This window comes from Nodosilinea sp. LEGE 06152 (genome assembly GCF_015207525.1).
Lineage (GTDB): Bacteria > Cyanobacteriota > Cyanobacteriia > Phormidesmidales > Phormidesmidaceae > Nodosilinea.
In genome coordinates this window covers 38,245-51,393 of the sequence record NZ_JADEWR010000009.1, presented here as the reverse complement: position 1 = coordinate 51,393, position 13,149 = coordinate 38,245, and the positions used below count along the sequence as shown (strand labels likewise).

The following is a 13,149-nucleotide window of genomic DNA, read 5'->3' as shown; positions in this document are numbered from 1 at the left end:
TGGTTAAGCGGCACCCCCCCCTTCAACTGGCGCTAGTGAGCTTCGGCCTGCTCTGTGGAGCCATGCCAAGCTATGCCCACCCCGATCTGCCCAGCGGTGCAGCCGCTAATCTAGCGGATAGGCAGCCAGCGGTTGCCCAGGCTGATGCCGGTAGTCTTGGCGATCGCGCCACCCCTGCGGCACATTGGGCCAGCGCCTCCACCCCAGCCGCTTTGCCCACCCCGTCCGCTGGCGAGGTGGCCCAGGGTGGCGACTACCCCTGGGAGGCCATTTCTTCCCCAGCCCATCCTCAGCCCGACCTGGCCGCCGCTGCCCTTCCCCCTGCAGCGGTTGCAAGTTTTGCCCCAGGGGCGATCGCGGCCGACCCCGSGTNTAGNCRCYARCSNCCKWSCTGMMSACMRMTRCKRMSCKRGMKSCRYYGCCSCMCSAYCSRKYGYSKGKCNCWCCYGCSMMTRKCCCYSTSSAGCNGRMMMARSMGGASAMMKWYTYTGRGCTGCCCCAGGACCCAGAACTGGGAGTCATTCAGGTGCGGAGCCTGCTCGAAGACAACGACCTAGGTATTTTACGCATTCGCGATCAGCCTCAGCTGCCGACTCAGACGGCGCAGCCCCCCGTCAAGATTGGATTTTTCTCGGCTCGCCTGGCGATCGCCAGCAGCGACAATATTTTGCTGGCCGTCAACGACGTTGGCGGCCTGACCAGCGACATCTTTCTGCGACCCTCGATCGCCTTTGGCGTCTATCCCAACCTGGGGCCTCAAACCGCCCTGATCGCCACCGCTGATCTGGGGCTACAGCGCTATGCTGCTCAGTCATCGCTCAACTACGACGATCTGCGGTTTCGGGTGGGGGTGCGCCAGGGGCTTAGCCCCCGCAGCTATGGGCAGCTAATAGTCACCTACCAGGAGCTGTATCGGCCAGGGGGCAACCGGGGGCGGTTCTTTAAAAACACGGCCCTGGGCCTTACCCTAGGTCGCCGCGACCCAATTACCCCAAAGCTGGCCCTCGACTCCTATTATCTGATTCAGTACAACGATGCCCAATCTACCAGCAGCGGCACCGCCACCGACTTCAGCCGCATCTTTCACTCGGCGGGGACTTATTTGGGCTACGACATTACCCCCAGAGTTCAGCTGGGTTTGAGCTACCAGCTCAACTTAATCGACTACACCGCCCAGCCCCGTTACGACACCTTTCAGCAGGTGCTGGGGCAGGTGGTGTATCGGCTTAACTCCAGTCTGCGCCTGAACCTATACGGTGGGGTTAGTTTTGGGCGATCGTCAGAGCCTCGTGTTCGGTTTAACGACACCTTTTTTGGGGCCACCATCGATGCCACGATACCCCTGTTTTAAAGCGAATTTTAAAGCGACAACTGCAGGGCTAAACGGGTCGCACCAGCATGGATACGCTAGCCAACGCCGTCAGGGTTTTACAACCTTTATGGGGCTGTTGACCTTGGCCTGTAGCGTTGCTCATGCCCCCTGGCCTTACCTAGCCGCCCATAGATGCCACTCTCGATCTCATACCAGCCGATGGCGCGCTACGTATGGGAAGTCGCGCAGTAAAGCACCCTTTAAGGACTAATCGCTGACTTCGGCAAGTTCAATTACCTGGTTGTCGTAGTCTCTGACCAAAAAATTGAGGGGTTTTTCGTTGCGAATCTTGTGCTGTAGGCCACCCAACTGCACCCGCATCAGAATGTACTCCAGGCAGTTGTGGTCGAAGCACACGTGGCGCTGCTGGTTGCGATGGCCCAGGCTGGCTCCGCTGACCACGTGCAGCTGGGTGTTTTTGCGCAGCTGGTACCACAGCCCCTCGGGGCTGCTGAGGGTGCCCTGGTTGGCCAAGCTGGTGGCCCCACCCAGGTACATGGGGTCAAGCCCGGCGGTACCCAGGGTTTGCTCGTAATTGTAGTAGTAGTGCAGCGGCACCTCGGCGGCGGGCAGGTTGAGCATGCCCTCGTAGAAGCGGCGGGCTACCTCCAGGTCAGACACCATCACCGTGTAGACCTTGGGAGCGCTTTTGAGAAACATCCACATGGCCCCAGCGTAGGCCACCAGCAGCATGACCATTACCCCCTGAGTTGACATGATGCTGTCGAGGGGTAGCCCCAGCAGAGCAACGGGGGCGGGGGCGGTCAGGGATAGGTTAAACAACATAGGCCCACACGGGAGGTGACAAAACGGCGGCTGGCGAGGTACCCATAGCGGCAGGGATGGCCATTCTCAGTGTATCAATTCTGCAATAAACTCTATATTGATTGAAAATATTGAGTGTGCTTGCCCTGGAAACGGCCAGCTTAAAACAGCGATCGCCCTGGTCCTGGCCAAATACTAGGGCATGGAGCCCAGGCCCTGGGGTGCGGGCTACCGCCAAATTGCCAAATCTTTGCAAGTCAGGCTTGTTTGCAAAAAAAATAAGTCGCCAAAATCGCCACGCTAGGTATATTAGAAGCTGATTTATCCGCATCAGTTGGCGGCAGGCCTTGGCCCCAGCGGCAGCTGGGGGGTAGTGGCGAATGTTTTTCACGGCTTAACCCATGTCTAGCACAGCGCATATTCCCAACTTTCCTGAGTGCGACCACCGGCTGGTGCAGGGGCTGCACCATTTGAGCGATCGCGAGCTGGTGCAGCTGTTTCAGCACCACGGCGAGGCCGGGCGCTACTTCACGGCCATCTTCTGCCGCTACAGCCCCATGGTCTACAGTCTGATCCGCCACTCGGCGCGATCGCCGGTGCAGGCCGAGTACCTGTTTGCCCTCACCTGGCGGCACATTCTCCACGAGCTGGGCGGAGTAGAGTGCCCCGAGGCGGTGGCAGGCGAAGGGCCGGGTGCCTTTACCCTACAGAACTGGCTGATCAACATCACGGCTCTATGCATCAACCAGGCCGTAGTGCCCGAGGTCGAGTCCATTCACTACTCTCTGGAGCAGGCGACGCCGCCCTTCTGGTGCTACGTCGAACAGGCACTCGATCGCCTGCCTGCGGTCGAGCGCCTGGTAGCCGTGATGGCGCTCACCTTCCGCTGGAGCGAAAACCGGATCGCGGCCTACCTGCAAGCCGAGGGCGAAACCCTGACGGCCGCTGAGGTGCGCCAAAAGCTAGGACTGGCTTTTCAACATCTAGAAGCCGCCCTGCCCGAGGACATTCGCCAAATTTATTTGGGCGACGGCTCCCTGCGGCCCGAACTGCTGCCTGACGACCTCAACGACCTGCTCGACGTGCCCGATTTAGAAGCGGCAGGGCTAGATGAAATTAGTCTGGTTGGCGCTGGGGGAGAACTGGGCAACGAGTGGGCTAACTGAGTTGACCCACCGATAACCGCTACCCGTCGCGTTGAACCCTGGGAGAAGACTTGGGAGACCATGCCTCATCCAAGTTCAGAAATGGAGTTCTGCCGGTGGGAAAACTACAGATCCCGAGCTGGACTTGGTATACGCCTGGGGAGGGCACCAGAAATGAATCACAACTATCTACTCGTCCTGGGAATGTTGCCCCTGCTGCTGGCGGGGCTGAGCCAGCCTGCCTCAGCGCTCAACCTCGAGGAGCAGCTCGATATTCGACCCCTCGACGCTACCCAGGGGTCATCGCGCGACGTAGCTGACGGCTGGATGCAGCTGGGTAACCAGCAGCTGAACGAGGGCAACTTGACCGCAGCTGTCGACTCCTGGGCTGAGGCGGCTGAGATCTACCGTCTACTGGGCGATGGCCAAGCGGCGGGGCAGGCCTACGGCTCGATGGGGGCTGCCTTTGCCACCCTGGGGCAATACCCAGAGGCTGAGCGGGCGCTGGTGCTGCGCATTGGCACCGCCCGTGACAACGATGACCCTTTGGGTCAGGTCTACGGTCTCAACAACTTGGGCAATCTCTACGTAAACCGGGGGCGGCTGCTGGAAGGGCAGGCCCATTTTGAGGAGGCGCTGCAGCTCGCCCGCACTACGGGCGACTCGCGGGCCATTGGTCTATCGCTGAGCAACCTGGGTCAGGTGGCCACTCAGCGTGGCGATTTAGACGTAGCGGTGCGCCTGCTAGAGGCGGCGGCCAACTACCGCATTTTGGCCAGCGACTACGTGGGTGAAGCTCACTCCTCTAACAGTTTGGGAGACGTATACGTGGCTCTGGGCCGCGAGACGAATGCGATCGGGGCCTACCGGGTGGGGCTGCGAGCCGGTGTCGAGGCGGGCAACAGCGCTCTGCAAATTCGCGCCATCGACGGTCTGCTGGGCATTTACCTGGGCCGCAACGAGTTGAACCTGGTCAAGCAGTACCTCGATCAGCGCAGCGCCCTCACCCTGGGCACTACCCCCCCCGATCTGCAAACAGCCCTCACCTACCGCTGGCTGGGCGACTACTACCTTAAAACCGAAGCCCCCGACCGGGCTGAGCAAGCCTTTACTCGGGGGCTACAGATTGCGCGTAACCTTCAGCAGAAGTCTTTGGAGGCCGAGTTTATCAACCGCTTGCTGGCGCTGTAGTTACCTTTTAGCTGGGCCAGAGGGCGCTACCTCAGCGTATTGATCGATAGGTTGAGCGACTGCCTCAATCGCCCCATTAGTCACTAGGGTCTGATGGGGCAGCGGGTTGCGGGCCTTGATCAGGGCGATCGCGCGGGTGACGCTCTCAGGCAAAATGACTACCAGGCTGTCGTCTGGGGCTGTATCGAGGGCGGTGTTGACGGCCTCGGTCTCATTCAGAATGGTGCGGTAGGTGGCCTCGCTGACCACCTCTTCGATGCCGTGGACAATCCATTTAGCGGCATCGCCACGATTGCGGCCGCGGGTGTCGTCGTCTTCCTTAACGATGATGTCGTTGAACATCTGGGCGGCCAGCTTGCCCAGGGTAATAAAGTCGTCGTCGCGGCGATCGCCCGGCCCCCCGACCACGCCAATTCGTCGCCCCGGCCAGTTCTTCACAAAGCCGCCCAGGGCCTCGTAGCTGGCGGGGTTGTGGGCGTAGTCGACCAGGGCGTGGAAGCGGCCCAGGTTAAACAGGTTCATGCGGCCCGGCGTTTGGTCGGTGGAGGCCTCAAAGGTGTGTAGCGCCTGGCGAATGCAGCCAATATCAACCCCCTGGGCAAAGGCCGCCAGACTGGCCGCCAGCGCGTTGGCAATTTGAAAGGGAGCCTTGCCGCCCATGGTGAGGGGCACCTTCTCGGCCTGCTCAATGCGCAGCAGCCAGTCGCCTTTGAGAATAGACAGGTAGCCCTGCTCGTAGACGGCGGCTAAGCCCCCCTGCTGGGAATGCTTGCGCACTAGCTCGTTGTGGGGGTCCATTGAGAAGTAGGCCACCTGACTCTTCACCCGCTGGGCCATCGCTGCCACCAGGGGGTCGTCGGCGTTGAGCACCGCGTAGCCGCTGGGGCGAACGGTTTCGGCCACGACGCTCTTGAGGTGGGCCATATCTTCGAGGGTTTCGATGTCGCCCAGGCCCATGTGGTCGGCGGCGACGTTGAGCACCACGCCGATATCGCAGTCTTTGAACGCTAACCCCGATCGCAGAATGCCCCCGCGCGCCGTTTCCAGCACCGCCACCTCGACGGTGGGGTCTTGCAGAATGACCTGGGCGCTCTGGGGGCCGGTGGTGTCGCCCGGCTCGACCATGTTGTCGCCGATGTAAATGCCGTCGGTGGTGGTAAAACCAACCATTTGTCCCGTCTGCCTAAAGATGTGGGCGGTGAGGCGGGTGGTAGTGGTTTTGCCGTTGGTGCCGGTGATGGCCACGACCGGAATGCGGGCGGGGGTACCGGGCGGAAACAGCATCGACAGGATTGGCTCGGCCACGTTGCGGGCAATGCCGACGCTGGGGCACACGTGCATGCGCAGCCCCGGAGCCGCATTGACCTCGACAATGACCCCGTCTACCTCGCGCAGGGGCTTAGAAATATCGGTGGTGACGACGTCGATGCCAGCAATATCGAGGCCGATGGTTTTGGCGATGCGCTGGGCTACCCAGACATTGTCGGGGTGAATGTCGTCGGTGCGATCGATGGCGATGCCGCCCGTGCTCAGGTTGGCGGTGGCCCGCAGATAGCACATCTCGCCGGCGGGCAGCACGGTGTCGAGGCTGTAGCCCTTGCGATCGAGCAGCTGCCAGGTGGTGCGATCGACCTCAATGCGGGTGAGCAGGTTGTCGTGGCCAACGCCCCGACGCGGGTCTTGATTGGTGATGTCGATCAGCTGCTCAATGGTCGATTTGCCGTCGCCGACCACGTGGGCCGGCACCCGCTCGGCCACCGCAATCACTCGCCCGTTGATCACCAGTACTCGGTGGTCGCGGCCCCGGTAAAAGCGTTCGACAATTACCCCCTTAGACACGTCCTTGGCGGCTTCGTAGGCCTCTTCAGCGGCCTGGTAAGTGTCGATATCAATGGTGATGCCGCGCCCATGGTTGCCGTCGAGGGGCTTAATCACAATCGGGTAGCCGCCAACATCCTCGATCGCATTCTCCAGCTCATCGAGGTAGTAAATAACGGTGCCCCGGGGCACGGGCACCCCGGCATTGCGCAAAATTTGCTTGGTGCCCTCTTTATCCGAGGCTAGCTCGACGGCCAAAATGCTGGTTTTGCTGCTCAGGGTGGCCTGCACCCGCTGCTGGTAGCGACCGTAGCCGAGCTGAATCATGGCTCGGGTTGAGAGCTGCATCCAGGGAATATCCTGGGTTTCGGCGGCGCGCACAATGGCTTCGGTGCTGGGGCCGAGGGCGGCATCAAGGCGAAACTCGGCGAGATCGGCCAGGTCTTGCTCGAGTTCAGATTTGGCGTAGTGGCCGGTTTCTACCAGACTGTTGCACAACCGCACCGCCGCCCGCGCCGCGTAGCGCCCGGCCTGCTCGTTTTGGTACTCAAACACCACCTGGTAAACGCCCGGTTCTGCGACGGCGCGGGTGCGGCCAAAGCCCACGGGCATACCGGCCATGGTCTGTAGCTCTAGGGCCACGTGCTCAATGATGTGACCCATGTAGGTGCCCTGCCGCACCCGGCTCAAAAAGCCGCCGCGATGCCCTGGCGAGCAGAAGTGCTCAATCAGGCTGGGCAGCGTTTCGACCAGCGCTTCATAGAACCCAGGAATTTGGTCAGAGGGGCGATCGGCGAGGTCTTCTAGGTCCAGCCGCATCAGGATTAAGTTTGGGTAGCGGATGCTCCAAAAATTTGGCCCTCGGAGAGTCTGGGTTTTAAGAATTCGCATGGGCTGTCGTAACTCACCAGTCGTAGAACAGGGTTGGCTTGAGAGCAGCGCAGATGACAGGGGCTGATCAGGCGGGGTGTAGTGCAGTATAACCCCAGGTCAGGACTCAAGACAGTATCCCTGAGGCACGATCTTGCGTAACAGAAGGAAGAGGTGCAGAGGTTGCCAAGTTACTGGGTGAGCGCCCGAATAAACCCCTGCAGCTCGTTTAAAAAGCCGCCCCGTTTGCCTTTGACTGGGGCATCGGCAGAGGCACCTGAGGCCGGAGCGGTTTCGCCTAGCAAAACTCGATCGATCTCTTCGCCAGAGGGCTTTTGGGGCGTTTCAGCTAGCAGTGTGTAGCCCGCCTCGGTTTCCTGCCACACCTGCCAGGGGTGCGGGTAGCAGCGCAGCAGCACCGCCCCCTCCAGGGGTCGCAGGTAGTAGACCGACTCCAGGGTGCTGAGAAAGCGATCGCGCAGCTGCCGCCCAGCGTAGCCAATGCCAATGGTGGCCACATCCTCTAGCTTGGGGTTGAGCATAATTACAAAGGCGTCACCGGCCTGAGCACACATCTCTTCGACCTGGTTGACCTCGATCGACGAGGGCTCGACAAACAGGTAAGCCTGGTCGCCAGGCTCCATTTCGCTGTGGAGCTCACCGATGGCCCGCACCACAAAGTCGGGGTTGCCCCAGTCGCGGCGGGCCAGAGCCGCCGCCCCCGCATCGGGAAAGTAAACCTTGAAAACAAGGCCCAGCTCTTGCAGGGCGGGATAAAACTGCTGGGCCACGGGCAGGCCCTTTAGCTCGGAGTAGGCCAACTCCACCACCATGCGGGGGACTCCAGCCTGAATAGCCGCCTGAGCGGCCCCTCGGGCCTGGGCGATCGCGTCTTCCAGGCTGGTCGGTACGGTGAGCACGGCAGAGTTTGTCACGTCATCTTGAGTCATGGCGGCCATCAGAAGTTAGAACACTACACAGGGGTCAGGCTGAGAGAGGCCAGGGCGCGACCCAGCACCTGGCGCAGCACCATCGTCACCCAGTCAATATCGGCGGCGGTGGTATGTCGCCCTAGGGTGAGACGAATGCCGCAGCTGGCGGCGCGATCGCTGTAGCCCATCGCCAGCAGCACCGGGCTGGGGCTGAGCTTGCCGCTGCGGCAGGCCGCCCCGGCGCTAATGCCAATGCCGGCCAAGTTCATTTCGCGCACCAGGGTGCGACCGCTGACCTGCTCGCCATCGGCGGCAATGCAAAAGCTGGCGTGGTGGGGCAGCCGCTGGTAGCGATCGCCCGTTGGGGTCAGCTCAGCCACGCTGGCCAGCTGGTCAAAGAGGCGATCGCGCAGGCCAATCAGTCGCCGGGTTTCGGCGGTCAGTTCTTCAGCGGCCAGGGCGGCCGCCACCCCAAACCCAGCCAGGGTAGGCACCGCCTGGGTGCCCGACCGCAGGCCCAACTCCTGACCACCGCCGCCCAGCAGCGGCACCAGCTCTACCCCAGGCCGCACGTACAGCGCCCCCGCTCCCTGGGGACCGTAGATCTTGTGGCTGGAGAGCGATAGCAGATCGACCGGCAGGGTTTGCATATCCAGCGGCAGCCGCCCGGCCACCTGCACCGCATCGGTGTGAAACAGCGCCCCGTGGTCACGGGCGATTTGGCCTAGCGCCTGAATGGGCTGTAGGGTGCCAACTTCGCTCTGGCCGTAGATGATTGACACCAGCACGGTGTTGTCGCGCAGGGCCTGGCGCAGATCGCTGGGGCTGACTCGCCCCTGGGCGTTCACCGGCAGCCGCGTCACCTGCCAACCCAACGCTTCGAGCTGCTGGGCCGGTTTTTCGATCGCTGAATGCTCTACCGCCGAAATAATGAGGTGTTGGGGCACCCGGTAGCGCTGGGCGACTCCCATCAGGGCCAGGTTGTCGGCCTCGGTGCCCCCTGCCGTAAACACTACGGCCTCGGCAGGGGCATTGAGCAACCCGGCCACCTGCGATCGCGCCCGCTCTAGCACCGTGGCCGATCGGTTGCCCCACTGGTGCAGGCTGGAGGGGTTGCCCCACTGGTCTGCCAGGCAAGTGCTCATGGCGGCGATCGCCTCCGGACGCGGAGGCGTGGTGGCGCTGTAGTCTAAATAAATTTGCATAGTCGACGTTGGCAAGAGAACAGCGCGCCCCAACGGCACAGAATTCATCCTAGCAGGGAGCGCTGTTGCTAACGAGCGTCGCTCCGCTCGGCTTTGGGGCAGCGCTGGGAACCTCAAACCTGGGGTCGATCTCACGCTATGTAAATAGATAGAGCGCCGGTAGCGGAGTATCAATGCCTGCAATTGCCACTACGGCGTCGGGGTCAGCCCCAGCTGCTGGTTCGCCCTGGGCCAGGGGTACCGCAGCGGCCACCTCCGCCACGCGATCGGGGCCGGTTTGGTGCAGCATTGTCAGCCAGGCCCAGCCGCAGTCTACCAGGCGGGCCACGTCTACCCCGGCGTAGGTAGGCTCGAACGGGCGCAGACGATTTACCCCCTCTCCCAAAAGAATAGAGGCCCCTTGCCAGTTGTGGTTGCCCAGGTGATACAGCCCCACGGCAATTTGCAGAATGCCTTGGTAAAAAGGCTTTTCTAAGGTGTTGGCCTCCATCCAAATCGCTTCCAGCACGTCGTGGCAGCGGTAGTATTCGCCCTGATTGAACAGGTCAATACCTGCTTTTAGGTTGGAATTGACACTTTCGGTAGAGGGGTGATTGGCCATAACGATGGGTAGAACTGGCCTAGAGGGATAGCTCCATCCTAAGGCAGAGGTGTTATCCTCCACTGTGAGTGTGAGGTGTGAGGAAAATTAACATGGTAAGTTCTCCAGTTAGGCCCACGGGCACAGTACCCCTGGGTCAGCAGCAGAGCGGCAGCGACAGCCCTAGCGCTGAGCTGTTAGGCACTGGCTCATTTGCCCCAGGTTTGGCCAGGCTGCCGCTGCCGTCTGGGCCGCTGTTTGGCACCGATGGCATTCGTGGCAAAGCGGGCGACCTGTTAACTGCACCCCTGGCGATGGACATTGGCTACTGGGCCGGGCAGGTTATGCAGGCCAACGGGCTGACCAACGGCCCCATCATTTTGGGTCAGGACTCGCGCACCTCAGGTCACATGCTGGCTTCGGCCCTCTCGGCGGGCTTGACTGCGGCTGGGCTAGATGTTTGGCACATTGGGCTGTGCCCCACCCCGGCGGTGGCCTACCTAGCCGAGTCATGCCAGGCCCTGGGGGGAATCATGATTTCAGCCAGCCACAACCCCCCCGCCGACAACGGCATCAAGTTTTTTGGCGGTGACGGCACCAAGCTCGCCAGCACGGTGCAGACGGCGATTGAAGCGGCGCTGCGGGGCCAGCTGACTGGGCTAGAGGCGGCCACCGCTTGGGGCCAGTGCTACTACCGGCCCGAACTCGTCAACCGCTACGCCAGCTTTTTGCACGAGCCGCTGCAGCCCGGCCTCGATTTAGCGGGCATGAAGGTGGTGCTGGATATGGCCTGGGGTTCGGCCACTCGCCTGGCCGAGCAGGTGTTTGTAGAAGCCGGGGCCGAAGTGATTGCGCTGCACGGTGCTCCCGACGGCGATCGCATCAATGTTGACTGCGGCTCGACCCATCTAGAACCGATCAAAGCGGCTATCAAAGCTCACGGCGCTGATCTGGGCTTTGCCTTCGACGGCGATGCCGACCGGGTAATGGCGGTGGATTCCCAGGGCCGTGTGGTCGATGGCGACTATATTCTCTATTTTTGGGGCAAACGGCTGCAAGAGCAGGGGCGACTGCCCAACCACACCGTAATCTCAACGGTGATGGCCAATCTGGGCTTTGAGCGGGCCTGGGAAAAGCTGGGCGGCACCCTGGTTCGCACCCAGGTCGGTGACCAGCATGTGTACAGCGAAATGGTGAACCGGGGGGCCAAGCTGGGCGGCGAGCAGTCGGGCCATATTCTCTGCCACCACTACAGCCTCACAGGCGATGGCATTCTCACGGCCCTGCACCTGGCCACCCTGGTGCAGGCGCTGGGCGGGTCGTTGGCCGCCCTGGTGGATGACAGCTTTACGACCTATCCGCAAAAACTGCAGAATGTTCGGGTGATAGACCGCGATCGCCGCCTCCACTGGCAAGACTGCGACCCCGTCTGCCAGGCTGTGACAGCCGCCGAACAGGCCATGGGCAGCGAGGGCCGGGTGCTGGTGCGCCCCTCCGGCACTGAGCCAGTTATTCGGGTCATGGTTGAGGCGATCGACGGTGAGTTGGTCGATCGCTGGACCCAGCACATTGTGCAGGCCGTCACCCAGCACTTAGCGGTGTAGCCACCTAGACCCCTGGGTTTTGAAAAAAACCAGGGGTCTAAACTTGCCAGGAACACCTGAGAAACCGGTATAGCAGTCGGGGTTGAGCCAAATTTACTCGCCACTATGGGGGCAGATAGCAGGGGATTTTCCTAACTGTCTGCCCCTTACGTGCGTTTGGAGCCTGGTGATGATAGCGAGCTTGCTCAGTCTGGTGCTGGTAATCATGTTGCTGGGCATTTTTGGCCTGGCCCAGTGGTGGCAAATTCCGGTGGGCAACTTCACCGATTGGGTGGTGGGGTTGGCCAGCTTTGGCTGGCTGCTGACCCTGACTACCGTGCCCTGGAACATCTATTTTGAGGCCAAGGCCGCGCTGAGTGAGGCCGATCGCTCCCAGGAGAACGGCATTGCAGTGGACGATCGCCAGGTCAACTATGTGCGATCGCTGGCTCGCTGGTCGCTGCGGCTCGTACTTGGCCTACACCTGCTCACCGCCCTGGGCCTCTACCTTCTCGCCAGCACGGGCGTCAGCCAGCTGGGCTACTGGGGCTCAGCCGCCGCTCTGCTGCTCAGCGGCCTGCGCCCCGCCCTGCGCAGCTACCAGTATTTCGCCGCCCGCATCGCCACTATTCAGCAACAGTTTCAGTATCCTCGCGAAGATGTGGTGTGGCTGCGCGATCGCCTCACCCAAGCCGAAACCAAGCTGGAGGCAATCACCGCCCAGCTCGACACCGATGACCCCGCCTCCTGGGCCGCCACCGAGCAGCGCCAGCGCCAGGCCCTGCGGCAGGATCTCACGGTGCTGGCCACGGAAGTCACAACCTTGACCGCTACCAATCAGGCCGAGCACCAGCGATTGGCGCTGGAGGGGCAGCAGGCGATCGCCCAGCTTAGCACCGACGGCCAGTTTCTAGAGCACGTCCGCGAAATCATCCGCTTCTTCAAAGCGGCTTAAAGTAACGAATAGCCCTATGGCTATGCATGGGAGACACAACTTGAGGAATGACACCAAATCCGACCTACAAAGCCCCGATTCCAAACAGGCAGATTGCTTAGGGGCAAACGGTGTTTGCCCAGCCCAACCGGGGCTAGCCAAGTCGGATTCAGTATGAGGCGCGATCGAGCGTCTAGGGGAAAAACCGATAAATCTCCTTTCTGTGGAGAAGCCTGACAAAAATGATCTCGTCACCTACCAGGCGAATACCAATTCTGAAGTCGCCAGTACGGACTCTATAAAAATCGTCATAACCTTTGAACTTTTTTAGGCTACTAATTTCAGCTAAAGATTCGGCACTTTTGACTGTAGTGATGACCTGGCTGACGTTTTCAAGCAGTTTTGGATCTTTGATGCGCTTCAGGTCTTTTTTGAAGCTGGCGCGGAACTTAACGTTCACGATTCGCCTTACAAAATCGCTTGAATTTCAGCCTCATCTACAAATTCAGTCTCTTCACCTTCCAGGATGGCGTTAGCAAGCCCGACCTCTTCAAGAGCGTCTAGGATAATTTCGTAAAAGACCTCTCGCTTCTGCTGTAGCATTTCTACCAAAACTTCGGTCAGCAGCGCCTTGGTCTTTTCATCATCTAGGGTCAGTTGCATAGCGCTCAAGATTCGGAGTGGCGTTTAAGCGATGATAGCCCATTAGGCATAGCGGAAGCATTGCCCCAACATTCGCTATAGTGATCTTCCA

13 protein-coding genes are annotated in these 13,149 nt (G+C 60.9%); 5 read left to right on the top strand and 8 right to left on the bottom strand.

Annotated features, from left to right (window positions below; translation table 11 throughout):
* Positions 1-110: 110 nt before the first annotated feature.
* Positions 111-287, bottom strand: a complete 177-nt coding sequence (locus IQ265_RS13465) for a hypothetical protein (protein WP_194054401.1) — start codon at positions 285-287, stop codon at positions 111-113.
* Positions 288-526: 239 nt separating this feature from the next.
* Here IQ265_RS13465 and IQ265_RS13460 point away from each other — a divergent pair, with 239 nt between their 5' ends.
* Positions 527-1,351, top strand: a complete 825-nt coding sequence (locus IQ265_RS13460) for a hypothetical protein (protein ID WP_194054399.1) — start codon at positions 527-529, stop codon at positions 1,349-1,351.
* A 228-nt stretch (positions 1,352-1,579) separates the two neighbouring features.
* On the opposite strand, the gene IQ265_RS13455 is transcribed toward IQ265_RS13460, so the two are convergent.
* Entirely contained in the window at positions 1,580-2,158 is a 579-nt protein-coding gene (locus tag IQ265_RS13455; RefSeq protein ID WP_194054397.1) for a glyoxalase-like domain protein, read from the bottom strand.
* A gap of 380 nt (positions 2,159-2,538) precedes the next feature.
* On the opposite strand from IQ265_RS13455, the gene IQ265_RS13450 reads away from it, so the two are divergent.
* Positions 2,539-3,303, top strand: coding sequence for a sigma-70 family RNA polymerase sigma factor (locus IQ265_RS13450; protein ID WP_194054396.1), 765 nt, complete (start codon positions 2,539-2,541; stop codon positions 3,301-3,303).
* 153 nt (positions 3,304-3,456) lie between these two features.
* On the top strand, positions 3,457-4,473 hold the full coding sequence (locus IQ265_RS13445; RefSeq protein WP_194054394.1) for a tetratricopeptide repeat protein: 1,017 nt from the start codon (positions 3,457-3,459) through the stop codon (positions 4,471-4,473).
* On the opposite strand, the gene cphA is transcribed toward IQ265_RS13445, so the two are convergent.
* The 4 genes from cphA to IQ265_RS13425 form a co-directional block, all read right to left on the bottom strand.
* The gene (cphA, locus tag IQ265_RS13440; protein ID WP_194054392.1) at positions 4,474-7,182 is read right to left on the bottom strand and encodes a cyanophycin synthetase; all 2,709 of its coding nucleotides are present in this window, start codon (positions 7,180-7,182) and stop codon (positions 4,474-4,476) included.
* 170 nt (positions 7,183-7,352) lie between these two features.
* Complete coding sequence (locus IQ265_RS13435) at positions 7,353-8,111, bottom strand: DUF1995 family protein (protein ID WP_228037880.1); 759 nt, start codon at positions 8,109-8,111, stop codon at positions 7,353-7,355.
* A 23-nt stretch (positions 8,112-8,134) separates the two neighbouring features.
* Complete coding sequence (locus tag IQ265_RS13430; RefSeq protein ID WP_194054388.1) at positions 8,135-9,298, bottom strand: cysteine desulfurase family protein; 1,164 nt, start codon at positions 9,296-9,298, stop codon at positions 8,135-8,137.
* Positions 9,299-9,434: 136 nt separating this feature from the next.
* Positions 9,435-9,899 carry a DUF309 domain-containing protein gene (locus IQ265_RS13425; protein ID WP_194054386.1) on the bottom strand — a complete coding sequence of 155 codons (465 nt, stop codon included), beginning with the start codon at positions 9,897-9,899 and terminating at the stop codon, positions 9,435-9,437.
* A 92-nt stretch (positions 9,900-9,991) separates the two neighbouring features.
* Between IQ265_RS13425 and glmM the strand changes: the two genes are divergently transcribed.
* Together glmM and IQ265_RS13415 are read left to right on the top strand one after the other, a co-directional pair.
* A complete protein-coding gene (gene glmM / locus IQ265_RS13420) occupies positions 9,992-11,482 on the top strand; it encodes a phosphoglucosamine mutase (protein WP_228037879.1) in 1,491 nt (496 codons plus the stop codon).
* 169 nt (positions 11,483-11,651) lie between these two features.
* Entirely contained in the window at positions 11,652-12,416 is a 765-nt protein-coding gene (locus IQ265_RS13415; RefSeq protein WP_194054384.1) for a hypothetical protein, read from the top strand.
* A 172-nt stretch (positions 12,417-12,588) separates the two neighbouring features.
* Here the strand turns inward: IQ265_RS13415 and IQ265_RS13410 are convergent, their stop codons facing one another.
* Positions 12,589-12,855 carry a type II toxin-antitoxin system RelE/ParE family toxin gene (locus IQ265_RS13410; RefSeq protein ID WP_194054382.1) on the bottom strand — a complete coding sequence of 89 codons (267 nt, stop codon included), beginning with the start codon at positions 12,853-12,855 and terminating at the stop codon, positions 12,589-12,591.
* 8 nt (positions 12,856-12,863) lie between these two features.
* Positions 12,864-13,058, bottom strand: a complete 195-nt coding sequence (locus tag IQ265_RS13405) for a hypothetical protein (protein WP_194054380.1) — start codon at positions 13,056-13,058, stop codon at positions 12,864-12,866.
* Positions 13,059-13,149 lie beyond the last annotated feature (91 nt).

What these genes read in the sequence shown, in the direction of transcription:
- IQ265_RS13465 (WP_194054401.1), bottom strand. Translation starts at nt 287, where the DNA reads ATGGGCTGGGGAAGAAATGGCCTCCCAGGGGTAGTCGCCACCCTGGGC.
- IQ265_RS13455 (WP_194054397.1), bottom strand. Translation starts at nt 2,158, where the DNA reads ATGTTGTTTAACCTATCCCTGACCGCCCCCGCCCCCGTTGCTCTGCTG.
- IQ265_RS13450 (WP_194054396.1), top strand. Translation starts at nt 2,539, where the DNA reads ATGTCTAGCACAGCGCATATTCCCAACTTTCCTGAGTGCGACCACCGG.
- IQ265_RS13445 (WP_194054394.1), top strand. Translation starts at nt 3,457, where the DNA reads ATGAATCACAACTATCTACTCGTCCTGGGAATGTTGCCCCTGCTGCTG.
- cphA (WP_194054392.1), bottom strand. Translation starts at nt 7,182, where the DNA reads ATGCGAATTCTTAAAACCCAGACTCTCCGAGGGCCAAATTTTTGGAGC.
- IQ265_RS13435 (WP_228037880.1), bottom strand. Translation starts at nt 8,111, where the DNA reads ATGACTCAAGATGACGTGACAAACTCTGCCGTGCTCACCGTACCGACC.
- IQ265_RS13430 (WP_194054388.1), bottom strand. Translation starts at nt 9,298, where the DNA reads ATGCAAATTTATTTAGACTACAGCGCCACCACGCCTCCGCGTCCGGAG.
- IQ265_RS13425 (WP_194054386.1), bottom strand. Translation starts at nt 9,899, where the DNA reads ATGGCCAATCACCCCTCTACCGAAAGTGTCAATTCCAACCTAAAAGCA.
- glmM (WP_228037879.1), top strand. Translation starts at nt 9,992, where the DNA reads ATGGTAAGTTCTCCAGTTAGGCCCACGGGCACAGTACCCCTGGGTCAG.
- IQ265_RS13415 (WP_194054384.1), top strand. Translation starts at nt 11,652, where the DNA reads ATGATAGCGAGCTTGCTCAGTCTGGTGCTGGTAATCATGTTGCTGGGC.
- IQ265_RS13405 (WP_194054380.1), bottom strand. Translation starts at nt 13,058, where the DNA reads ATGCAACTGACCCTAGATGATGAAAAGACCAAGGCGCTGCTGACCGAA.